This is a genomic window from Kitasatospora sp. NPDC058048 (assembly GCF_042885555.1).
Classification (GTDB): domain Bacteria; phylum Actinomycetota; class Actinomycetes; order Streptomycetales; family Streptomycetaceae; genus Kitasatospora; species Kitasatospora lactacystinica.
The window spans coordinates 61,627-85,727 of sequence record NZ_JBHVRT010000014.1 but is presented as its reverse complement, the minus strand read 5'-3'; the positions used below and the strand labels follow the sequence as shown (position 1 = coordinate 85,727).

Genomic DNA, 24,101 nt, shown 5'->3' with positions numbered 1-24,101 from the left:
GGCGGCCCGACCGGGCCGCCCGGCCCGCCGGGGTCCGTCCGGCGCCGGGGCCCGTTCGGCTCCCGCGCCCGCCCAACTCCCGGGCCCGCTCGGCTCTTGAGCCGACTCAGCTCTTGAGCCGGCCCGACTCCTCCTCGGGCACGACGACCTCGCGCTTGAGGATCTTCCCGGTCGGCCCCTTGGGCAGCGCGTCGACCGTCCAGACCAGCCGCGGGTACTTGTACGGCGCCACCCGCTCCCGGACGAAGCCGCGGATCTCCTCCGGGGTAGCCGAGGCACCCGCGCGCAGGACCACGGCGGCGGCCACCTCCTGGCCGAGCGTGGGGTGGGGGACGCCGATCACCGTGGCCTCGGCGACCGCCGGGTGCTCGTACAGCACGTCCTCCACCTCCCGCGGGTAGACGTTGAAGCCGCCGCGGATCACGACGTCCTTGCGGCGGTCGACGATCCGGAAGTCGCCCCGCTCGTCGCGGGTGCCGAGGTCCCCGGTGTGCAGCCAGCCGTCCCGGACGGTCTGCGCGGTGGTGTCGGGGCGGCGCCAGTAGCCCTTCATCACGTTGTGGCCCCGGATCACCACCTCGCCGACCGTGCCGTCCGGCACCTCGGTGCCCGACTCGTCGACGATGCGCATCCGCACGCCCTCGATCGGGATGCCGATGGTGCCCGCGATCCGCTCGCGGTCGCTCCGGTTGGCGCAGGCCAGCGGCGAGGACTCGGACAGCCCGTAGCCCTCCAGCACCACGCAGTCGAAGTCGGTCTCGAAGCCGCGCAGCACCTCCGGCGGCATCGACGCGCCGCCGCCCAGGCACACCCGCAGCGAGGAGACGTCGTACCCGGCGCGCTGCGGGTGGGTCAGCATCAGGGTGTACATGGTGGGGACGCCGAGGAAGACGCTCACCCGGTCGCGCTGGATCACCGAGAGCGCGCCCTGCGGGTCGAAGCGCCGTACCAGGGTCATGCAGGCCCCGACGGCCACCGCGCAGTTGAGGCCGATCACCTGGCCGAAGGAGTGGAACAGCGGCAGCCCGCCGAAGATCACGTCCCGCTCGACCATCCCCAGCACCTGGACGCCGGCCCGGACGTTGGCCACGATGTTGCGGTGGGTCAGTTCGGCGCCCTTGGGCGCCCCGGTGGTGCCGGAGGTGTAGAGGATGACCGCGGTGTCCTCTCCCCCGCGTCCCGCGGTCCGCGGCGGGCCGTCCGGCTGTTCCGCGAGCGTCGCGGCGAGCGCGGAGGGCTCGACCGGGACCAGCAGGGTGCCGGTGCGCCGCGCGCCCTCGACCGCCTGGTCGGTGCCCGCGTGCCAGGCGAGCAGCACGGCCGCCCCGGCGTCGGCGAGGCAGTGCTCGATCTCCCGGGCCTTGAGCAGCGGGTTCATCGGGACGACCACCGCGCCGGCGCGCAGGATGCCGTAGTACAGCACCGCGAACTGCGGCACGTTGGGCAGCAGCACGGCGACCCGGTCGCCGGGCGCGACACCGAGCCCGGCCAGCCAGTGCGCGGCCCGGGCGCTGAGCGCGTCCAGGTCGGCGAAGCTCAGCACCTCCTCGTCGAGCCGCAGGACGGGGTGCTCCGGGCAGCGCGCGGCGGTCGCGGTGAGCAGGTCGGGAATGCCGTGCGGGTCGCCCGGGAGGCCGGGCGGCCGGCCGGGGCCGCCGTGCGGCGCGTCGGCGTTTCTGTCGGACGGGTCGGGGACGGCGGACATGCGGGCGCTCCTCGGGGCGGCGGGGCTCGGTCTCATCGTCATACGGTCGGTCGGACGCCGCCGCGCGGCGCGGCGCTCTCGCCGGTGCGCTCACCGACGCTCTCGCCGGAGCCCGAAGCGGCACCCGCGGCGGCGGCATCGGCGGAGCCCGAGGCGGCGGCGAGCATCCACGGCACGATCCGCTCCACCAGCCCGCGGTTGTGCCGGATCCAGCGGAAGTGGTCCAGCGGGCGGCCGTCCGCCTGTTCGGCGGTGTAGCTCCAGCGCTCCACCCGGGCCGACGGCAGCTTGGCGCACAGGTGGTCGACGGCCCGCGGCGGCGCGAGCTCGTCGCCCTGCACGTCCACGGCCAGCACCGGCAGGTCGACCCTGGCCAGCGCCCGTTCGTAGTCGGTGACCGCGCCGCGCACCCGGTAGCGGCCGGTGCGCATCTGCCGCGCCCAGTCCCGCATCAGCCGGGCCGACTCGCGGCCGCCGAAGCCGAACCGCTCGCCCGGCCAGTACCCGACCACCGCCGAGGCGACGACCGAGAACTGGCTCAGTGCCAGCCGTCGCAGGCCCGCCCGCGGGCCGAAGGTCCGGTACCAGGCCGATCCGCTGGCCACCAGCACCGCGCCGGCGAGCCGGGGCCGGAGGACGCCGCAGTGCACCAGGCCCAGCTGCCCGCCCAGGCTGTGCCCGAGCAGGAGGCGCGGCGCGCCCGGGAACGCCCCGGCGACGGCGTCGAGCACCGCCCCGAAATCGTGCTCGACCAGCTCGCGGAAGCCGAAGGCGACCCCGTGCCGCGGCACCGGCCGGCTCTCGCCGTGGCCGCGCAGGTCGCAGGTGGCCACGCTCAGGCCGGCCGCGTGCAGGGCGCGGACCAGCGGGGTGTAGTGCCGGGCGGCCGTTCCCATCGCCGGCAGGACGATCACCACCGGGGCGGCCGGTTCGGGCCGGGCCAGTGCCCGGACGGTGAGCCGGGCCCCGTCGGGCGCGGCGATCTCGGCGATCACGGGGAACCGGGGGGTCTTCACGCCCGCGCCTCCCGGTCGGCGCCGGCGCCCGGCCGCCAGCCGATCACCCCGGCGCCCCAGGTGATGCCCGCGCCGAAGGCGGCGAGGCCGAGCAGTTTCGGGCCGTCCAGCAGGCCCTCCTCGCGGGCGTGGGTGAGGCCCAGCGGGATCGAGGCCGCCGAGGTGTTGGCGACCCGGTGGACGTTCAGGTAGAGCCGCTCCGGGGGCAGCCCCACCTCCTTGCCGACCGCGCGCACGATCCGGGCGTTGGCCTGGTGGGCGACGAACAGGTCGAGGTCCTCGCAGGTCAGGCCGCGCCGGTCGAGCACCTCCCGGGTGGCGGCGGACATCTTCTCCACCGCGTGGTCGAACACCTCCCGGCCGTCCATCCGCAGCTTGCGGTCGTCCCGGTCGGCGTAGAGCAGCGGGATCTGCTCGCCGTCGCTGCCGAGCGAGAAGCACGGTTCGGGCGCGCCGGGCACGTCGGCGATCACGGCGGCGCCGGCGCCGTCGGCCAGCAGCACCGCGGTGCCGCGGTCCTCGTGGTCGGTGATCCGGGTCAGCGCGTCGGCACCGCAGACCAGCACCGCCCCGGCCCGGCCGGTCTCGATCAGCGCGGCGGCGTGGTCCAGGCCGTAGACGAACCCGGCGCAGGCCGCGTGCAGGTCGAAGGCGGTGGCCTGCGGCATCCCGAGCCGGGCGGCGACCTCCACCGACACCCCGGGGGTGACCCGGTCGGGGGTGATGGTGGCGACCACGACGTGCCGGATGCTCGCGGCGGTGCGCCCGGCGCTGCGCAGCGCCTGCTCGGCGGCGGCCACCACGAGGTCGGCGAGTCGGCCGTCCGGCGCGAGGAAGCGGCGCTCCTCGATGCCGGTCCGTTTGACGATCCACTCCGGGGAGGCGCCGATCCGCTCGAAGTACGCGTTGGGGACGACGCGTTCGGGCAGTGCCGCGCCCACGCCCACGATGGCGGCCGTCATGCCGCGCCCCCTTCCGCGAAGGCCGGGCCGGTGCCCATCCGGACGGCGTGCATCCCGCCGTCGGCGTGCAGGATCTCCCCGCTGACGGTGGCCGCGAGGTCGGAGAGCAGGAACAGCACCGGTCCGACCACCACGGCCGGGTCGCCGCGGTCCCAGCCGAGCGGGGCCTCGGCCTGCCAGCGGTCGGCGATCCGGTCGAAGGTGCTGATCGCCTGCCCGGCGACGGTCTCCACCGGGCCGGCCGCCACCAGGTTGACCCGGATACCGGACGGCCCGAGGTACATCGCCAGGTAGCGGCAGACCGCGCCGAGGGCCGCCTTGCTCACGCCCATCCAGTCGTAGCCGGCCCAGGCGCCGCTGGCGTCGAAGTCCAGCCCGACGACGCTGCCGCGCCGTCCGTCGGCGGTGAGCAGCGGGGCGAGCGCGGTGGTCAGCGAGTGCAGGGAGACGGCGGCGGTGTGCAGCGCCTGTCCGGCGGCCTCGGGCGGGGTGGTGAGGAAGTTGCCGCTCAGCGCCGTCTGCCGGGCGGCGGCGACGGCGTGCAGCACGCCGTCGACCCCGCCCCAGCGCTGCTCCAGTTCCTTGACCAGCCGGGCGAAGTCCTCGGGCCGGGTGACGTCCAGTTCCAGCACCTCGGTGGGGCGGGGCAGGACGTCCGCCGCCTTCTCGGTGATCCGCCGGGCCCGGCCGAAGCCGGTGAGCAGGACCTCCGCGCCCGCCTCCTGGAGCGCCCTGGCGGTGTGCCAGGCGATGGAGTCCTGGTTGAGCACCCCGGTGATCAGATAGCGGCGTCCGTGGAAGCCGAGCATCACTCCTGGCCTTTCGTCGTACCGATCGCGTCGGCTGCCGCCAGCACCAGGGCCGCGTTGTGTCCGCCGAACCCGAAGGAGGTGGAGAGCCCCGCCCGGCGGCCGCCGGGCAGAGTGGGGGCGGCGAGCGCGGTGGCGCGGTGGATCAGGTTCAGCGGGCCGAGCTTCTCGTCGGGCTCGCGCAGCCCGACGGTGGGCGGGGCGGTGGCGTGGCGCAGCGCCTGCAGGGTGGCGATGGCCTCGACCGCGCCGGCCGCGCCGAAGAGGTGGCCGGTGCAGGACTTGGTGGAGGACAGCGGGATCCCTTCCAGGGCCGGTCCGAGGGCCAGCCGCAGCGCCTCGCACTCCGAGCGGTCGTTGAGGACGGTGCCGGTGCCGTGGGCGTTGAGGTAGCCGAGCTGTCCGGGGGTGACCCCGGCCGCGTCGAGCGCCAGGGTGACGGCGCGGGCCGCGGGCTCGCCGGTCGGGTCCGGGGCGGTGAGGTGGTGGGCGTCGCAGGTGGCGCCGTAGCCGAGCACCTCGCCGAGCACGGTGGCGCCGCGGGCGGCGGCGCCCTCGGCCGTCTCCAGCACCAGGATTCCGGCGCCCTCGCCGATCAGCAGGCCGTCCCGGTCGCGGTCGAAGGGCACCGAGCGGCCGCTCTCGGACAGCGCGCCGGCGGTCCGGAAGGCGGCCCGCACCAGGTCGGAGGTGGAGGCCTCGGCGCCGCCGACCACCACCGCGTCGGCGGCGCCGGCGGCGAGCAGCAGCAGGGCGGTGCCGATCGCCTGGGTCGCGCTGCTGCAGGCCGAGGCCAGGCAGAGCGCCTCGCCCCGGAAGCCGTACCGCTGGGCGATCTGCGAGGCCCCGGCGTTGGCCATCATGGCGGGCACCATGAGCGGGGACACGAAGTCCCCGCCCTGCTGCCGGAGCACCTCGGCCTGGCTCTCGAAGCTCGCCGTCCCGCCGAGCGCGCAGCCGACCACGCAGGCGACCCGCTCGGCGGGGTAGGGCGGCGGGCCGTCCGTCCATCCGGCCTGGGCCAGGGCCTCGGCGGCGGCCACGAGCGCGAGCTGGGTGAAGCGGTCGGTGCGGCGGATCTGCTGGCGCGACAGGTGGTCGGCGGGCCGGAAGTCCCGGCACAGCCCGAGCCCGTCGGCGAGCCCGCTCTCGCCGGCCACTGCGCGCCGGTGCAGCTCGTCGGCGCCCACACCCAGCGGGGTCACCGCGCCCAGGCCCGTGACGACGGCCCGGGGCGTCACTCCAGCCCGGCCTTGTGGCGGCACAGGGCGAGCACCTCGCCGACGGTGTACAGCCGGTCGAAGTCCTTGGGCTTCACCGGGATGCCCAGTTGCTTGCGGATGGACTGGCTGAGCTCGACCATGTCGAGCGAGTCGATCTCCAGCTCGTCCAGGGCGGCGTCCTCGACGATGCCCTCGCGTTCGACGCCGAGGTCGACCAGGGCGTCGACGACGAAGTTCTCGATGGCGGTGCGGTCCAGTGTGTCGGGCATGGCTCTCCTCGGCCGCGCGGGGCGGCGGTGGCGGTGCGGGGGACGTACGGGCGGTGCCGCGGGGGCGGTGGCCGGGGACGGCGCGCGGGGGGCGGTGGGCTCAGGCCGTGGTGCCGGCCTTGCTCGCGTGGTACGGGGCCCAGTGCCACTGGCGCCAGTAGCTCTCGGCGATGTCCAGCCACTGCTCCAGCCGGGCCGCGTCGTCCAGGAAGCGGTTGGCGCTGACCACCAGCCAGCTGTAGACGGCCTGGCTGTCCCGGCAGCCGCCGCAGTCGCCGGAGGTGCAGCAGAACTGGAGCGACTCGTAGTCGGCGCCCCAGACGTTGAAGCCGGGGATGACCGGGTTGCCGTTGGCGACGCGGTCCTCGTGCTCGGGGGCGTCGACGCTGAGGCTGGGGCAGACGTCGTAGCCGAAGCGGCCGCCCCAGTGCGTCCGGCCGGTCACCAGGGTCCGGATGAAGTACGGGTGGCTCACCACCGCGTGCGGGTAGAGGTCCTTGACCCGCTGCGCCTCGTCCAGCACCCGCTGCTCGTTGGCGATCTTCAGCGGGGTCTCGGTGCCGTGCTCGCTGTAGAAGTTGAAGGTGACGATGTTGCCGTTCTCGGCGATCTTCCGGACGGTGGGCTCGATGTGCTCGACCCCGGCCTCGGAGAGCGCGTAGATGAACAGCACCCGCTGGTCGTCGCGGTAGTGCTTGAGCGCGGTGTCGAACAGGCCGGTGAACTTGGAGCCGTTGACCCGGATCGCGCGCAGGTCGTCGTCGAGCGGGCCGCCGCCGAAGATGCTGACCGCGATGGCGATCTTCTCGAAGCCCTGCTTGGGCATCGGGCGCAGGCCGTTGGTGGAGATGGTGATGTACGGCAGCTGTTCGACGAAGGCCTCGACCCGGCGCGGGACGAGGGTGGGCTCGCCGCCGATCAGGGTGGCCTGGTTGACGCCGTCGTCGGCCAGCTTGCGGGCGAAGGCCCGGATGCGGTCCAGGTCGGAGAGTTCCTTGACGGCCGTGTCGAAGCCGCCCTCGAAGTACCAGCAGCCCTTGCAGCGGATGTTGCAGGTGTTGGTGAGGTGGACCTCGCAGGACCGGACCTCGCGCCCCAGCCGGCGCAGCCGGTGCAGGCGTTCGGCCAGGTCGGGCCGGTCGGCGAGGAGTTCGGCGGTTCGCGCCTTGGCCTCGCGCCGGCTCAGCGGGCGCTGTTCGATGGTGACGGGTGTTGCCATGGCGATGGGCTCCTCGGGAGTCGCGGGATCGGCGTGCTGCTGCGACTGCTACTCCGGGAGGCGCAGACCCAGGTTCTTGATGCGCGGGGTGACCTTCTCCCGCCACAGGTCGCAGGCCTCGCCGTTGGTGGTCTGTCGCAGGCCGAAGCGGACGGCCAGCCTGGCGCGCTCGGAGCGCGGGCTGCCGAAGATCCGGATGAAGGTCGGCCACAGCCGGTCCAGGGCCTGCTGGAGCTGCTCGCGGCCGTCGTCGGTGGCGGCGAGGTTGCGGCACACCCGGGCGCCGTGGGCGATGTGCACCTTCTCGTCGAGGATGATGGTGCGCACCGCGTCGGCCCAGGGGCGGTAGCTGCTCTGCGCGAACTCGGAGATCATCACCATGGCCGTCTCCTCCCCGATGTAGGAGAAGATCCCGCGCTCGGCCCAGGTGGTGCAGTTGTGGAACTCCTGGGCCCGGAACAGGTTCCGCTCGGCCAGGGTCTGCTTCTCCATGTAGCCGGTGTCCACGCCGATCTCGGCGAGGACCCGCTTGCCGATCTTGTAGTGGTCGTACTCCTCGGCGGCGCGCTCGGCGCAGACCTGCCGCTCCTCCGCGTCGGGGGCCAGCGGCAGGAAGACCTGCACGTAGTCGTCGCCGCCGGAGAGCTCGCCCTCGGTGTTGACCACCATGCCGCGGATCGCGATCTCCCGGTACTCCTCCGGCATCGCGAGGAACTCGTCGGGCGTGCGGACCACCACCGCCTCGTCGTCCAGAATGGAAATCCCCATGGCACAACACCCCGTCTCTGAAGCAGGAATCCGAAGCAGGACATGGTCGGGCGGGAGCGGCCGGGGCGGTTTCCACCGAGGCTCTCGATGACGACCACAAGGAAAAGGACGCCGCCCCCCAGCGGCCGGCGGAGCGCTTGGCGGCTCCGCTGAACTTCCTCGGAGCGTAGGTGCTGCTTTTTGGGCCGAACAAGGTCCCTCACGAATCGTGCCGAACGGATTCGGCCACCCGGCACTGCCGGAGGGACTGGTTCCGGCCGCCGTGACACCGGCACGACATGCGCAATTATCGTTCCTGTAACGGATCTTGGCGGTTGACCACGGAGAACGAAGCTGGCCGGAAGCAGGCCTGGACCGCCCCCGGCGTACCACCGGGCCGACGGTTACGCTGGCCCCCATGACCACCGACTCGAACACGGCGGTCGCCACCGTCGACGTCCTCCTGGGCCCCGACCGGCTCAATGAGCTGATCACCGACCAGTTCCCCGACTACGCCGCCTGCCGGGTGACCGACGTGGACGGCCACGCCCTGACCATGGCGGTGGACGGCGACCGGCTGCGCACCCGCCCGGGCGGCACCGTCTCGGGCCCGGAGCAGGCCGGGCTGTGCGACCTGGCCGCGTTCCTCCTGATCAACGCCCGGCTCGGGCCCACCCTGATGGCGCTGACCAGCTCGCTGCAGATCAGCTTCCTCAACCGGCCGCGCCCCGGGGCGCTGCGCGTGCACGCCAGGACGGCCAAGTTCGGGCGCCGGCTGTGCGTGGTCCTGGCCGAGCTGCTGGACGCCGACGGCGTCCTGGTGGCCAGCGCCACGCTGACCTACGCGATTCCGCAGGCCCGGCCCGGGACGGCCTGACCGTCCCCTCCTCGGCGCCCCTTCTCGGCACACTCCTTCTCCGCGCACCGGATCCCTGCACGCCGGTTCTCCGCGCACCGGTTTCACCCTGCCGCCGTTCCGGCCCCGGCGGCCGGACGAATCCGACATTACGAATACGGGGTGGGGTATATTGGCAGGACGGCCCCACCCCTGGGGGCCCGGAGAACGGAGAACGAGATGTGCCGACGAGTCGCCTGCCGCACCTGCGGGAAGCCGACCTTCGCCGGGTGCGGCATGCACGTGGAGCAGGTCCTGGCCGGGGTGCCCGCGTCCGCCCGCTGCGACTGCGCCACCCGGGGCAGCGCGGGCAAGGGCTGGTTCGGCCGGCTCTTCGGCCGCCGCTGACCCCCGCGTCGACCATCCCACCCGTCTGTCCGTACGCCAACAACTGGCCAGAGTGGCGCGAAAGATGACAGTAAGTCGGCCGAGTGCGCGATCTTTTGGACAGGAAATGATCTAAGCATTGATCTGGAACCTGTTCACCCTCTAGGTTGCGGTGCAATGTCACACTGAACCGCCATATATGGCGTGCCCGGGGGGACCACGGTGCCGGACACTGCATTGGAAGCAACGCACCAGACCACGAGCAAGCTGCCCCGGGTCTTCTACCGGCTGGCCGCAGGCGACGCCCTGAACATGTACGGGAGCCAGCTCGACCTGGTCGCGCTGAGCCTGTTCGCCTACGAGGCGGCCGGCAACGCCCTCGGCACGGCCGGGTACCTGGTCCTGCGACTGGGCGGCGGCCTCGCCGGCGGGCTGGTCGCCGGACGACTGGTGGCCCGGCTGGAGCGACGGCGGCTGATGACGGGCTGCGCCCTCGCCCAGGCGCTGGCGCTGGTCGTCGTCGCCCTCGTCCCGGCCTCGATGCGCATCCCCGTGCTCTACCCGCTCGCCCTGGTCCTCGGCGGCGCCGCCGCGGTGGCCTCGGTCGCGCTGCGGACCAGCATCCCCGAGATGGTCGGCGCCGAGCGCCGCGCCCGGGCCAACAGCCTGATGGCGAGCTGCCGTTCGACGGCGATGGTGCTCGGCTTCGCCTCCGCGGGCGTGGTGGTGGCCTGGGCCGGATTCCGGGCCGCGCTGCTCATCGACGCGGCCAGCTTCGTCCTGTTCGGGGCACTGGTGATCCGACTGCCCCTGCCCACCCGGGCCGCCCCGGCGGAGGAACCCGCGGCCCGGCCGGAGGAACCCGCGCCGGCGGCCGGGAAGCGCGGCCCCCGGTGGCAGGCACTGGTCGTCCTGCGGGCCGCTCCGGTGGTGGGCGCCATGGCGGGGATCCGACTGCTGGACGCCTTCGGCTCCGCCGCCCACAACATCAGCCTGCCGGTCTTCGCCAACCTGTCCTCCCCCGACAACCCGGCCGCACTGCTCGGCACCTTCTGGGCCACCTGGGCGATCGGCAACCTCGGCGCCCAGCAACTGGTCTCCCGGTTCATGCTGCGCCGGGGCATCGAGCCCGGCGAGCGCGGCTTCGCGCTGGGCACCTGCCTGATGTCCGCCTGCTTCATCCTGGTCTTCACCGACCTCCCGACCCCGCTCTTCCTGCTGGTCGCGATCGGCGCCGGCCTCGGCGACGGCTTCACCGAGATCTCCTACACCACCCGGATCCAGGCCCTCGCTGACGAGCGGCGCGGCGAGGCCTTCGGCATCCTCGCGTCCGCCGAGAACGTCGGCATGGGCACCGGGATGCTGCTGAGCGGCTCACTGCTGGCGGTGGTCAGCCCGCTGACCGTGGTCGGCGTCTCGCACGCCGTCCCGATCGTGCTGGCGCTCGCCTTCCTCGTCCTGGTCGCCCGCACCCGCCGCCGCTGAGCGGCCCGCCCACCGGCCCCCGCCACCACCCCGGCGTCCCGCGCCGTACGCGGCACCGGCCCGACGCACCACCCCGCGGCACCCCCACGCCGCACGCGGCACCGCTCCTTCGCACCGCCCTCCGGCGCCCGCGCCGTACGCGACACCGAGCTTTCCCCCGTACCGCCCCGGCGCCCCCGCGCCGTAAGCGCCACCCGTCTCCGCTCCCCTCCCTGACCCGGGGCGGCCCACACCCGCGCCCCGGCACCGATCCGAAAGGTGCCGAACGTCATGAGCCCCACCGGTCCCGACCACGGCCGGCTGCGAACCCTGGAAGCCCGACTGCTGCTGCGCCCCGAGATCGCCGACTGCGCACTGCTGCCCGTCGAGCGCGGGAACGGCCGCCCAGGCCTGCTGGCCTACCTGGTGCCCGCCGTCGACGGCGATCCCGAGGCCCTGCGCCGCCGGGCCGCCGCGGCCCTGCTGGACGCCGACCCGAGCGCCGAGGTGCACCTCCTGGACGGCATCGTCCGCACCCCCGAGGGCGAACCCGACGCCGCCGCCCTGGCCGCCGCACTCACCCGGGCCCCGGCCGCGCCCGGCCCCGCCCTCCGCCACCTGCGTGAACTCACCGACCACTGGCGGCCGTTCGGGGAGGCGTCGGCGACGGCCGGCTCCGCCCCGGCGGAGCCGGCGGCCACGCCCGCGGGCCCCGGGACGGAGGCCGTCGGCGCCCCACTGCCCGCCCCCGCGCCGGACGCGCCCCGGACGCTGCCCGAGGCGCTGCTGCGCGCCGCCGCCCTGCACCCCGACCGGGGGCTGCACCTGGTCCGGGCGGGCGGCGAGGCAACTCGGCTGACCTACCGTCAACTCCTCGCCCGATCGCGCGAGATCCTCGCCACCCTGGCCTCCGCCGGAGTGCGGGCCGGGGACCGGGTGATCCTCCAGGTCCCGGAACCGGAGCTCTACTTCCCCACCCTGTGGGCCTGCCTGCTGGGCGGGGTGCAGCCGGTGACGGTGGCCCGCCCGCCGGACTACCACGAGCGCAACCCCGTCCTGGAGAAGCTCTGGCACGCCTGGCAGACCCTGGAGGAGCCGCCGGTGCTCGCCTGCGGGCCTGCGGTGGACGGCCTGGAGCGGCTCGGGGAGCTGTACCCGGCGCCGGGCCTGCGGGTGATCGCCGTCGACCGACCCGTCGACCGGCCCGTCGACGGCGACCGGCCGGCGGCCGCCGAACACGCCCCCGCCCCCGGCGACGTCGCGATCCTCCAACTGTCCTCCGGCAGCACCGGGCGGTCCAAGGCGGTGCAGATCACCCACCGCGGCATCCTGGAGTACACCGCCGGAGCCGTCGCGAACGGCTGCGACCCGGCCGACACCACGGTCAACTGGCTGCCTCTGGACCACGTCGCCGGACTGCTGATGTTCCACCTGCGCGACGTGGTGCTGGCCGCCGACCAGGTGCAGGTGCCCACCGAACTCGTCCTCGCCGACCCGCTGGTCTGGCTGGACGCGCTGGAGCGCTACCGGGGCGCACACTCCTGGTCGCCCAACTTCGGCTACCGGCTGGTCGCCGAGGCCGTCCGGGCCGCCGGGCCCGGACGCCATTGGGACCTGTCCGCGGTCAAGTCGCTGATCAACGCCGGCGAGCAGTGCACCGAGGCGGTGCTGGACGAGTTCCTGGCCGCCACCGCCCCGTTCGGCGTCCGCCCCGAGCACCTGCTGCTGGGCTGGGGCATGGCCGAGACCTGCACGGTGATCACCTACAAGCGCTACCACGAGGACGGCTCCCGCCGGCTGGTGCGCACCGACTCGCTCAGCGGCCGGCTGGAGCCCGCCGACCCGGACTCGGCCGAGCGCGGCACCGGCTTCCTCAGCATGGGACGGCCCGCGCCCGGCACCCGGATGCGGGTCGCCGACGACAACGGGCGGGCGCTGCCCGAGCACTGGGTCGGCCGGCTCCAGGTCCGCTCCGGCCGGGTGACGCCGGGGTACCTGAACAACCCGGCCGCCAACCAGGAGGCCTTCGTCGGCGACGACTGGTTCGACACCGGGGACCTCGCCTTCCTGACCGACGGCGAGGTGGTGCTCACCGGCCGTCGCAAGGAGATCATCATCGTCAACGGCGTGCACTACTTCTGCCACGAGCTGGAGGACGTGGTGGCCTCTGTGGCGGGGGTGCGCTCCGGCCACGTCGCGGCCTTCGGGGTACCGGACGAACGCACCGGCACCGAGCAGCTGGTGATCGCCTACGTCCAGAGCGACCCGCAGGCCCCCGCGCCGCCCGTCGCCGCCGAGGTGCGGCAGCTGCTGGCGGCCCGCCGACAGCCCGCGCCCGCCCTGGTGCTCCCCGTCCCGGCGGCCGATTTCCCCCGCACCACCAGCGGCAAGATCCAGCGCACTGCGCTGCGCCAGCGGCTGCTGGACGGTGAACTCGACGACCACGTCGTGGCGCTGGACCTGGCCGAGGCCAACTCCCGGACGCTGCCGGACTGCGTGCGGCGGCTCGGCTGGGAGCCCCGCCCGGTTACGGAGGCCGTGGCCGCTCCGCTGGCGGACGAAACGATCCTGCTGCTCGGCCCGTCCGGCCCCGGCACCCTCACCGAGGCCCTGGCCGCCGCCCTGCCGAACGCCCTGGTGGTGGACCGGTCGCCGACCACCGACCCCGAGGACTGGCTGCGGGCCCTCGGGGACCGGACGGCCGACCGGCTGGTCTACCTCTGGAGCGCGACGGCCGACGGACCCGCCCGGCCGGACGAGTCGCTGCTCGCCCTGCTCCGGGCGCTCCCGGCCCGGCCGCCGCTCCGCGAGCTGGTCTCGGTCAGCGCCGGGCTGCACGCCGTACTCCCCGGAGAACTCCCCAGGCCCACGGCCGCGTTGACCGCGGCGCTGACCGCCGGGGCGCGCGCCGAACAACTGGCGCCCGCCGCCCGGCACCTCGACCTGCCGGGCGAGGCACCGGCCGCGGACCAGGCCGCCGCCCTGCTCGCCCTGCTCACCGATCCCCGGCCCGAACCCGAATCCGCCTGGCGCGCCGGCCGCCCCTGGGTCCCCCGGCTGGAGACGGCCGAGGCCGCCTCCGGGCCGGCCGGGGCGGGCTGCTCGCTGCTCACCCCCGGCGCCCGCTACCTCGTCACCGGCGGCCTCGGCGGGATAGCCGCCGAGCTGCTGCCCGGGCTGCTGCGCGAGTACGGCTCCCGACTACTGATCGTCGGCCGCAGCGACCTGGACGCCCCGACCGCCGAGGCGGCCGAACGCCGGGCCGCACTGCGCCGACTGGCCGCCCAGGGCGGTCAGGTCTCCTACCGCCAGGCAGATGTGACGAACCATCAGCAATTGGCGGAGGCCGTCGCCGAGGCCGAGCGGGAGTGGCAGGCGCCGCTGGACGGCGTGCTCCACCTGGCCGGCGGCTACCGGCTCGCGCTCCTCGCCGACACCGGCACCGAGGACTGGCGGGAGGCCGTCCGGACCAAGGCCGAGGGGACCGACCACCTCATCGAGCTGGTCAAGGAACGGCCCGGAGCACAGTTCGTCGCCTTCTCCTCGATGATCGGCCTCCAGGAGGCGGTCGGCTCCACCGGCTACGCCGCCGCCAACCGCTACCTGGAGAGCACCGTCGAGCGGCTGCGCCGGGAGAGCGGCACCCCGGCCTGGACGATCTCCTGGGGCCTGTGGCGCGGGATCGGCATGAACCGCGACACGGAGAACGAGCAGGCCGCCACCGGCCGGGGCATCGCCGTGCTGAGCGCCGCCCACGGGCGCCGACTGGCCGCCCTGCTGCTGGCCGGCGCCCCGGGCCACCGGTACGCCGGTCCTGACCCGAGCTCCCCCGCCGCCCGGCGCCGGCTGCGCGCCACCGCGCCCCGCCCGGTGACCACCGCCGCCCCGGCGCCGTCCACCACGGCTCCGGGCACCGCGGCACCGTCCACCACGGCACCGGGCACCGCAGCAGCCGGCCGGACCGCACCGTCCGGGCTGCGCCGACTCGTCCTGGACGCCTTCGAGTCCGTCCTGGACACCCCGCTGGACCCGGGCCGCCCACTCGCCGAACTCGGCATCGGCTCCCTCCAGTTGATGCGGGTGCACGGCGCGCTCGGCGCCGTGCTGCCCACGCCCCCGGCGCCCACCGAGCTGTTCCGCCACCCCACCGTGGACGCCCTGATCGAGCACCTGGCCGCCGAACCGGCCGCACCCACCGCTCCGCTCCGCTCCCCCGCCTCCGCCGCCGACGCCGGGCCGGGCGACGACCGCCGGGTGGCGATCGTCGGCCTGGCGCTGCGCCTGCCGGGCGCCGACACCCCCGAGCAGTACTGGCGGAACATCGTCGAGGGCGTCCGCAGCACCACCCGGTTCACCGAGGAGGAGCTGGCGGCCGCCGGACTGCGCCCGGAGGAGTACCGCCACCCCGACTTCGTCCCGGTCACCGGGGCGCTCACCGACGTCGACCGTTTCGACGCCGAGGCGTTCGGCATCAGCGGCACCGAGGCCGCGCTGATGGACCCGCAGCAGCGCCTGCTGCTGGAGATCTGCCGCCAGGCCCTGGAGGACGGCGGCTACGACGCGCCGGACCCGGAGCGCCGGGTCGGGGTCTTCGCCGGCACCGGGATGACCCTGTACGCGCTGCGCAACTACTACCAGCACACCCTGGCCGCCACCGCCGACCCGGCCGAACCGGTGGCCGCCCTGCAGACCGCGATCGGCAACCAGGCGGACTTCGCCGCCACCCGGGTCGCCTACCGGCTGGGCCTCACCGGACCGGCGATCGGCGTGCAGACGGCCTGCTCCACCTCGCTGGTCGCGGTGCACCTGGCCGTGCAGTCCCTGCTGGCGGGCGACTGCGAGCTCGCCCTCGCCGGGGCCGCCGCCCTGCACATCCCGCAGGCCGCCGGCTACCGCTACGAGGAGGGGTCGATCCTCTCCCCCGACGGCGCCTGCCGGGCCTTCGACGCCGAGGCGGGCGGCACCGTCGGCGGCAACGGCGTCGCCGCCGTCCTGCTCAAGCGCCTCGACCGGGCGCTCGCCGACGGCGACACCGTGCACGGGGTGATCCTCGGCTCGGCCGTCAACAACGACGGCGGCCGGAAGGTCGGCTACACCGCGCCCAGCGTGGACGGGCAGGCGGCCGTGGTCGGCCGGGCCCTGGACCTCGCGGGCGTACCGGCCGAGAGCATCGGCTACATCGAGGCCCACGGCACCGGCACCCCGCTCGGCGACCCGATCGAGTTCCGGGCGCTGGCCCAGGCGTTCCGGGCCCGGACCGAGGCCGCCGGGTTCTGCTCGCTCGGCTCGGTCAAGCCCAACATCGGCCACCTGGACACCTGCGCCGGAATGGCGGGCCTGATCAAGGCGCTGCTGGTGCTGCGGCACGGCACCGTCCCGCCGCTGGTGAACTTCACCAGCCCCAACCCCGCGCTGGAGCTGGCCGGCAGCCCGTTCCGGCTCGCCGCCGAGCGCCGGGACTGGCCGGACGGCCCCACCCCGCGCCGGGCCGGGGTCAGCGCCCTGGGCGTCGGCGGCACCAACGCCCACCTGGTGCTGGAGCAGGCCCCGGCCGCCGCCGCGGTGCCCGCGCCGCGGCCTGCCCCGACCGTGCTGCCGCTGTCGGCCCGCACCGCCCAGGGCCTCACCGAGCTGGCCGGACTGCTCCGCGACCGGCTGGACGCCGAACCCGCCCTCGCCCCCGGCGACCTGCCGCTCACCCTCGGCGCCGGCCGGCGCGCGCTGCGCCACCGGCTGGCCGTCGCCGGCCCCGACCCGGCCGCCCTGCGCAAGGGACTGGACGCCTTCCTGGCGGGCCGGCCCACCGCCGGCGCGGCCCACCGCGAGACCGGGCGCGGCGAGGTCCGCCCGGTGCTGCTCTTCACCGGCCAGGGCTCCCAGTACCGGGGCATGGCCGCCGAACTGCACGCGGCCTTCCCGGTCTTCCGCGCCGTCCTGGAGGAGTGCGACCGGCTGCACCGCGAGGCCTGGGACGAGCCGCTGCTACCGCTGCTGCTCGACCCCGCCGCGCAGGGCACCGAGGACGCCTGGACCACCGAGGCGGCGCAGCCCGCGCTGTTCGCCCTCCAGGCGGCCACCCTGCGGCTCTGGCAGGAGCTCGGCGTGCGTCCCGCCGCGGTCGCCGGGCACAGCGCCGGGGAGTACGCGGCCTTCCACGCGGCCGGCGCGCTCGACCTGGCCGACGGGATGTTCCTGACGGCGCTGCGCGGCCGGCTGATGCACCGGCTGACCGAACCGGGCGCCATGACGGTGGTCTCGGCCGGCCCGGACCGGCTGGCCGGGCTCGGCGACTGGCTGCCCGGGGTGGACCTGGCCGTGGTCAACGGCAAGGGCCAGTGCGTGCTGGCCGGCCCGCCGCGCGAGATCGCCGCCGCCGAGGCCGTACTGGCCGCCGACGGGGTGACCACCGAACGCCTGGCCGCCGACCGGGCGTTCCACTCCCGCTTGCTCGACCCGATGCTCGACCCGTTCCGCGACCAGCTGGCCCGGCTGCGCCTGCGGCCGCTGGCCGTCCCGCTGGTCAGCAACCTCGGCGGCGAGGTGCTGGCCCCCGGGACCGTCCCGACGCCCGAGTACTTCCTGCGGCAGACCCGGGAGACCGCCCGGTTCGACCAGGTGCTCGCCGCGCTGGACGGACTGGACCACGAGCTGTTCCTGGAGCTCGGCCCGCACCCGACGCTGACCGGCATGGGCCGCCGGGAGCTGCCGCACCGCCACTTCGTCGCCGGCGGCCGGCGCGGCGCCTCGCCGGAGCAGCAGTTCGACGCCGCCGCGGCCGCGCTGTGGTCGCACGGCGTGCCGCTCGACTGGGCCCGCTTCGCCGCCGCCCGGGACTGGCCGGACGGGCCTGCCCGCCGCGTCCCGCTGCCCACCACCGTCTTCCAACGCCGCCGCCACTGGTTCACCGCCCCTGCCCGGCCCACCACCGAGGACCCCGCCATGCACCAGGACCCACCCCAGCAGAGCGCGCCGGCCGCGACGCCGGCCGCCGCACCGACGCCGAGCCCCGAGGAGCTCGCCGAGCAGGCCGTCCTGCGCCAGGTCGTCGAGCAGACGGCCCGCCAGCTCGGCTACGACGAGGCCTCGGTCGGGACGGACGAGCCGTTCTTCGACCTGGGCGCCGACTCGCTCTCGATGATCAACATGATCCGCGACCTGGAGCGCGCGTTCCGGGTCCGGGTGTCGATGCGCGAACTCTTCGAGGCGGCCGACACCCCGGCCCGGCTGGCCGGGCTGATCGCCTCCAGGCTGGAGCCGGCGGTGCTGGCCACGCTGCTGCCGGCCGCCGAGCCGGAGCCCGTGGCGGAGCCCGAGCCCGTGCCCGCTCCGGCCGCCGTTCCCGCTGCCGCACCCGATGCCGCTGCCGTTGCCGTCCAGGCCGCCCCGGTGGCCCAGGGCGCACCCGCCGTCCACCCGGCACCGCCCGTCCAGGCACCGCCCGCCCAGGCACCGGCCGCGGTGCCGGTTCCCCAGCCCGTGCCCGTCGCGCCCACCGCCCCGCAGGCGGTGCCCACCGCGCTGCGGCCGGTGACCGACGGCACCGGCCTGATCGAGCGCCAGCTCGCGCTCCTCGGCCAGTTCTCCGACCTGATGCGCGACCAGCTCGGCCTGCTGGCCGGCGGCGCCCCCGCACTCCCCCCGGCGCCCGTGCCCGCGGCCCTGCCCCCGGCGGCGGCCGTACCCGTCACCGCCCCGGTCCCGACGCCCGCCGTCGAGGCGCCCGCCCCCGCACCGGCCGCCCCCGCACCCACCGCCCCCGCCGCAGAGGCGGCCGCCCCGCAGGTGCACGGCCCCCGGGTGACCGTCTCCCGCGAGTCCGGCATGGCCTCCGGCGGCCTGACCGACCAGCAGCGCGCCCACGTGGACGAGCTGGTCGCCCGCTTCACCGCCCGCACCACCGCCTCCAAGGCGATCACCCGCCGCCACCGCCGCACCCTGGCGGACAGCCGTGCCGTGGTCGGCTTCCGCTCCGGCACCAAGGAGATGCTCTACCCGCTCGCCGCCCGGCGGGCCCGGGGCTCCCGGCTGGAGGACGTCGACGGCAACGCGTACGTCGACATCACCATGGGCTTCGGCGTCCTGCTCTTCGGCCACGACCCGGAGTTCGTCTCCGAGGCCGTCCGCGAGCACCTGTCCTCGGGCCTGCGGCTGGGCCCGCGCGGTCCGGAGACCGGCGAGGCCGCCGAGCTGCTGGCCGAGCTGACCGGCACCGAGCGGGTCGCCTTCGCCAACTCCGGCACCGAGGCGAACGCCGGGGCGATCCGGCTGGCCCGCGCGCACACCGGCCGGGACAAGATCGTCATGTTCGAGGGCTCCTACCACGGCCACTCCGACCAGACCCTGGGCCGGACGCTGGGCCGCGGCGCCGACCGGGAGACCGTCCCGGTGTCCATCGGCATCCCCGGCAGCGCGGTCGCCGACCTGCTGGTGCTGCGGTACGGCGACCCGGAGAGCCTCAAGGTCATCGAGGAGCACGGCGACCGGATCGCCGCCGTCCTGGTCGAGCCGGTGCAGAGCCGCCACCCCGGCCGCCAGCCCGCCGACTTCGTCCGCTCGCTGCGCGAACTGACCACCCGGCTCGGCATCGTGCTGGTCTTCGACCAGATGCTCACCGGCTTCCGGCCCCACCTGCGCGGCGCCGAGGGCTTCTGGGGCGTCACCCCCGACATGTCCACCTACGGCAAGGTGCTGGGCGGCGGCTACCCGATCGGCGCGATCGCCGGGCGGGCCGACATCATGGACGGGATCGACGGCGGCCACTGGGACTACGGGGACGACAGCTACCCGCCCAAGGACACCACCTTCTTCGGCGGCACCTACATCCAGCACCCGCTGGCGATGACCGCCGCGGGAGCGGTGCTGCGCCACCTCAAGGCGGCCGGCCCCGGCCTCCAGGAGCGGCTGAACGCCCGCACCGACGAGCTGGCGGCCACCCTGAACGGCTTCTTCGAGGAGGAGGAGTTCCCGCTGCGCCTGGCCCACTTCGGCTCGCTCTTCCGCTTCGAGCCCCGGGCCGACATGGAGCTGCTCTTCCCGCACCTGCTGACCCGCGGGGTCTACGTGTGGGAGTGGCGCAACTTCTTCCTCTCCACCGCCCACACCGACGGCGACCTGGAGTTCGTGATCGACGCGGTCCGCGAGTCGCTGCGCGACCTGCGGCGCGGCGGCTTCTTCCCGGCCTCGCCCGGCGTCCGGCTGCCGGCCCCCCGGCCCGCCGCCGAACTCCCCGTCCCCGCCGAGACCGTGCGCGGCCAGGCGGAGCCGATCCCGTACCAGCCGGTCAGCGACCCGCAGCGGCCGGTGGACTTCAGCCTCTACTTCTTCGGCGACTACCCGCTGGACTCCCCGGAGGACGAGAAGTACCGCATCGTCCTGGAGAGCGCCCGCTTCGCCGACCGGCACGACTTCCACTCGGTCTGGCTGCCGGAGCGCCACTTCCACTCCTTCGGCGGCATCTTCCCCAACCCCTCGGTGCTGGCCGCCGCCCTGGCCCGGGAGACCAGCCGGATCCGGCTGAACGCGGGCTGCGCCGTGCTGCCGCTGCACCACCCGGTGCGGGTGGCCGAGGAGTGGTCGGTGGTCGACAACCTGTCCGGCGGCCGGGTCGGATTGGGCTGCGCCAGCGGCTGGCACCCCAACGACTTCCTGTTCTTCCCCGAGAACTACGGCGGCCACAAGGAGCTGATGCACCGGCAGATCGACACCGTCCGGGCGCTGTGGCGCGGCGAGCCGTACCAGGGCCGCAACGGCAACGGTGAGCCGATCGAGGTGACCCTGCACCCGCGCCCCCTGCAGGACCTGCCGCCCATGTTCACCGCGATCGTGGGCAACCCGGACAGCTTCCGCGAGGCCGCCCGGCACGACCTCGGCGTCATCACCAACCTGATGACCCAGGACATCTCCCAGCTCGCCGAGAACATCGAGGTCTACCGGCGCACCCGGGCCGAGCACGGGCTCGACCCGGAGGCCGGCCGGGTGGTCGTGCTGGTCCACACCTACCTGGGCACCGACCTGGCCACCGCCCGCGAGCAGGCCTACCGGCCGTTCTGCAACTACCTGCGCTCCTCGCTCTCGCTGTTCGGGCAGATGGCCAACAGCCTGGGCCTGACCCTGGACTTCAAGAGCGCCCGCGAGGACGACCTGGAGTTCGTGCTGGAGCGCGCGTACGAGCGCTACTGCGCCTCCCGCGCGCTGATCGGCACCCCGGAGAGCGTCCAGGGGGTGCTGTCCGAGCTGCGGGCGGCCGGCGCCGACGAGATCGCCGCCTTCGTGGACTTCGGGCTCTCCCCCGACCTGGTGGCGGCCGGCCTGCCCCAGCTCGACGTCCTGCGCCGGGACACCCTGCGCGGCGCGCCGCTGTCCTACGCCCAGCAGCGGATGTGGTTCCTGCACCGGATGCTGCCCGACGGCGGGCAGTACAACGAGGTCAAGGCGATCGCCCTGGACGGCCCGCTCGACCCGCAGGCCCTGGACGCCGCGCTGCGCCGGCTGGTCGAACGCCACGTCGCGCTGCGCACCGTCTTCCGGGAGCAGGACGGCGAACCGTTCCAGCAGGTGCTGGCGCCGCCCGCCGGCCCGGTGCTGCGGCGGATCACGGCCGACGGCGGCAGCCCGGACCCGGTGGCCGACCTGGTCGCCGCCGAGGGCGCCCACCGCTTCGACCTCGCCGAGGGCCCGCTGTTCCGGGCCCTGCTGCTGGAGCGGGACGCCGACCGGCAGGTCCTGGTCCTCTCGATGCACCACATCGTGATCGACACCCTGTCCACCGTGGTGATCACCCGCGAGCTGGGCGAGCTCTACCTGGCCGCCCGGGAGGACCGGGCCGCCCGGCTCCCGGTGCTCACCACCGGCCCGGCCACCGAGGCCGCCCGCGAGCGGGCCCGGGTGGCCGCCGGCGAGTACGAGGAGAGCCTCGCCCACTGGCGCAAGGTGTTCGGCGGCGGCGACCTGCCGGTGCTGTCCCTGCCCACCGACCGGCCGCGCCCGGCGGTGCCGGACGGCCGCGGCCGCTCCTTCGTCCACCACCTGCCCGCCGAACTCTCCGACGGCCTGCGGGAGTTGGCCCGGTCCAAGCGCTCCACCCTGTTCATGGTGCTGCTGACCGGCTTCGCCGGCGTCCTGCAGCGGTACGCCGGCCAGGACGAGATCGTGCTGGGCACCCCGGTGGCCAACCGGGCCGACGGCACCGAGGACCTGGTCGGGTTCTTCGTCAACACCCTGGCGCTGCGCCTGGACCTCTCCGGTGAGCCGGCCTTCGCCGAGGCGCTCGGCCGGGTCCGCTCCACCGCACTGGATGCCTACGAGCACCAGCAGCTGCCCTTCGAGGTGCTGGTGCAGGAGCTGAACCCGCAGCGCGACACCAGCCGCAACCCGCTGTTCCAGGTCATGGTCGAGTTCGAGAACCACATGGTCTTCGAACTGGACCTGCCCGGAGTGACGGCCCGTCCGCTGGACCACGTCGCGGACCGCTCCGCCTTCGACCTGACGCTCTTCCTGACCAGCCTGCCCGACGGCATCCGCTGCCACGTCGAGTACGCCGACACCCTCTTCGACCGGGCCACCGTCGACCGGCTGCTCGGCGCCTTCGAGCGGCTGCTCACCGCCGCGGTCGCCGACCCGGAGCGCCCCCTCGCCGAACTCACCGCCGTGTCCGCCACCGAGGCCGACACCGCCCTGGAGTGCGGCCCCCCGGCCGTCCGGGAACCCGAGCACCCGCTGGCCACCATCGCCGCGACCGCGGCCGGACGGCCCGAGCAGACCGCGGTGGTCGCCACCGACGGCACCGGGACGGACTACCGGACGCTGCTGGCCCGGGCGGACGACCTGGCCGGCCGGCTGCTGGCGGCCGGCGTCCGCGAGGGCAGCCGGGTGGGCGTCCTGCTGCCCCGCTCGGTCGACCTGGTGGCCGGACTGCTGGCCATCCTGCGCCTCGGCGCCGTCCACGTACCCGTCGACGTGCTGCAGGGCCCCGAGCGCTGCCGGCTGATCGTCGAGGACAGCGCACCGGTCGTCCTGCTCACCACCACCGACGACGCCCCGGCGGAACTCGGCCTGACCGTCCCGACGGTGCTCACCGCCACCGCACCGGCCGACGCCGCCGAACTGCCCCCGCTGCCCGCCCCCTCGGCGCAGGCCCCCGCCTACCTGCTCTACACCTCCGGCTCCACCGGCCGCCCCAAGGGCGTGCTGATGCACTCCCTCGCCCTGGCCCACTTCGTGGCCTGGAACGTCGCCGACCACCCCGCGGCCCGCACCCTCCAGTACGCCTCCTGCGGCTTCGACGTCAGCGTCCAGGAGATCCTCACCACGCTGGCCGGCGGCGGCACCCTGCTGCTGATCGAGGAGGAGACCCGCTACGACGTGACGGCGCTGGCCGCCGTGGTCCGCTCCACCCGCGCCGAGCGGCTCCACCTGCCGTACACGCCGCTGGCCGCCCTGGCCGACGCGCTCGGCGAGGAGCCCGTGCCGCACCTGCGGGAGCTGATCTCGGGCGGCGAGCAGGTACTGGTCACTCCCGGACTCCGGGCCTTCCTCAGCCGCAACCCCGGCTGCCGGCTGATCAACCACTACGGCCCGACCGAGACCCACGCGCTGACGGCCGGCGAGATCGACCCGGACGGCCCGGAGTACGCGCCGATCGGCCGCCCGACCCCGGGCAGCCGGATCGTGCTGCGCGACCCCGCCGGACGCCGGGTGCCGGCCGGAGCGGTCGGCGAGATCCACGCCCTCGGCGTCCAGGTCGGCATCGGCTACATCGGCCGCGACGAGGAGAGCGCCGCCGTCTTCACCGACACCCCCGACGGCCCGAGCTACCGCACCGGCGACCTCGGCCGCTGGCGCCCGGACGGCCGGCTGGAGTACCTCGGCCGGGCCGACCGCCAGGTCAAGGTGCGCGGCTACCGGGTCGAACCGGGCGAGATCGAGACCGTGCTGCGCGGCGTTCCCGGCGTGCACGCCGCCGCCGTGACGGCGCGCCGTACCGCGGCGGGCACGGTGCTCGCCGGGTACGTCGGATGCGCGCCCGCCGACCTGCCCCGGGTCGCCGACCGGCTGGCCGACCTGCTGCCCGACTACATGGTGCCCGGGCTCTGGGCCACCGTCGACGCCCTGCCGTTCAACGCGCACGGCAAGCTCGACACATCCGCCCTGCCGGAGCCGCGCCCGCTCGGCGCGGACGAGCCCCAGGCCGCGCCGGCCACCGAGCTGGAACGGACCGTACAGCGGCTCTGGGAGGAGGAGCTCGGCCGCCCCGTCGGGGTGGAGACCTCCTTCTTCGACCTGGGCGGGCACTCACTGGCCGCCACCCGGCTGCTGAACCGGGTCCGCGAGGAGACCGGGCTGCGGATCGGCGTGCTGGACTTCTTCCGCCGCCCGACCGTCCGCGCGATGGCCGCCCACGAGCCGGCCGCCGAGCAGCACCCCGCCCCGGCCTTCGAGGAGGGGACGCTGTGAGCACGGCGGAGGA

The 24,101-nt window shown here is 75.1% G+C and carries 12 protein-coding genes; 4 read left to right on the top strand and 8 right to left on the bottom strand.

Annotated elements, in window-relative coordinates; genetic code table 11:
* Positions 1 to 106: 106 nt before the first annotated feature.
* From ACFVVA_RS16930 to ACFVVA_RS16895, 8 genes are all read right to left on the bottom strand, one after another.
* A complete protein-coding gene (locus ACFVVA_RS16930) occupies positions 107 to 1,705 on the bottom strand; it encodes a long-chain fatty acid--CoA ligase (RefSeq protein ID WP_387690205.1) in 1,599 nt (532 codons plus the stop codon).
* A gap of 38 nt (positions 1,706 to 1,743) precedes the next feature.
* On the bottom strand, positions 1,744 to 2,721 hold the full coding sequence (locus ACFVVA_RS16925; protein ID WP_387690203.1) for an alpha/beta fold hydrolase: 978 nt from the start codon (positions 2,719 to 2,721) through the stop codon (positions 1,744 to 1,746).
* Complete coding sequence (locus tag ACFVVA_RS16920; protein WP_387690201.1) at positions 2,718 to 3,683, bottom strand: beta-ketoacyl-ACP synthase 3; 966 nt, start codon at positions 3,681 to 3,683, stop codon at positions 2,718 to 2,720. The genes ACFVVA_RS16925 and ACFVVA_RS16920 overlap by 4 nt, the downstream gene beginning before the upstream one ends.
* A complete protein-coding gene (gene fabI, locus ACFVVA_RS16915; protein ID WP_387690199.1) occupies positions 3,680 to 4,492 on the bottom strand; it encodes an enoyl-ACP reductase FabI in 813 nt (270 codons plus the stop codon). Before fabI ends, ACFVVA_RS16920 begins: the two co-directional genes overlap by 4 nt.
* A complete protein-coding gene (locus ACFVVA_RS16910; RefSeq protein WP_387690198.1) occupies positions 4,492 to 5,733 on the bottom strand; it encodes a beta-ketoacyl-[acyl-carrier-protein] synthase family protein in 1,242 nt (413 codons plus the stop codon). Before ACFVVA_RS16910 ends, fabI begins: the two co-directional genes overlap by 1 nt.
* Positions 5,730 to 5,984, bottom strand: a complete 255-nt coding sequence (locus ACFVVA_RS16905; RefSeq protein WP_387690196.1) for an acyl carrier protein — start codon at positions 5,982 to 5,984, stop codon at positions 5,730 to 5,732. The genes ACFVVA_RS16910 and ACFVVA_RS16905 overlap by 4 nt, the downstream gene beginning before the upstream one ends.
* A 100-nt stretch (positions 5,985 to 6,084) precedes the next feature.
* On the bottom strand, positions 6,085 to 7,203 hold the full coding sequence (locus ACFVVA_RS16900) for a radical SAM protein (protein WP_387690194.1): 1,119 nt from the start codon (positions 7,201 to 7,203) through the stop codon (positions 6,085 to 6,087).
* A 48-nt stretch (positions 7,204 to 7,251) separates the two neighbouring features.
* Entirely contained in the window at positions 7,252 to 7,971 is a 720-nt protein-coding gene (locus ACFVVA_RS16895; RefSeq protein WP_387690192.1) for a Phenylacetic acid catabolic protein, read from the bottom strand.
* 397 nt (positions 7,972 to 8,368) lie between these two features.
* On the opposite strand from ACFVVA_RS16895, the gene ACFVVA_RS16890 reads away from it, so the two are divergent.
* The 4 genes from ACFVVA_RS16890 (at position 8,369) to ACFVVA_RS16875 (ending at position 24,088) form a co-directional block, all read left to right on the top strand.
* Positions 8,369 to 8,827, top strand: a complete 459-nt coding sequence (locus ACFVVA_RS16890) for a PaaI family thioesterase (protein WP_380548341.1) — start codon at positions 8,369 to 8,371, stop codon at positions 8,825 to 8,827.
* Positions 8,828 to 9,025: 198 nt separating this feature from the next.
* On the top strand, positions 9,026 to 9,193 hold the full coding sequence (locus ACFVVA_RS16885; protein ID WP_387690190.1) for a hypothetical protein: 168 nt from the start codon (positions 9,026 to 9,028) through the stop codon (positions 9,191 to 9,193).
* 216 nt (positions 9,194 to 9,409) lie between these two features.
* Positions 9,410 to 10,657, top strand: coding sequence for an MFS transporter (locus ACFVVA_RS16880; RefSeq protein ID WP_387690188.1), 1,248 nt, complete (start codon positions 9,410 to 9,412; stop codon positions 10,655 to 10,657).
* Positions 10,658 to 10,927: 270 nt separating this feature from the next.
* A complete protein-coding gene (locus tag ACFVVA_RS16875) occupies positions 10,928 to 24,088 on the top strand; it encodes a MupA/Atu3671 family FMN-dependent luciferase-like monooxygenase (RefSeq protein WP_387690186.1) in 13,161 nt (4,386 codons plus the stop codon).
* Positions 24,089 to 24,101 lie beyond the last annotated feature (13 nt).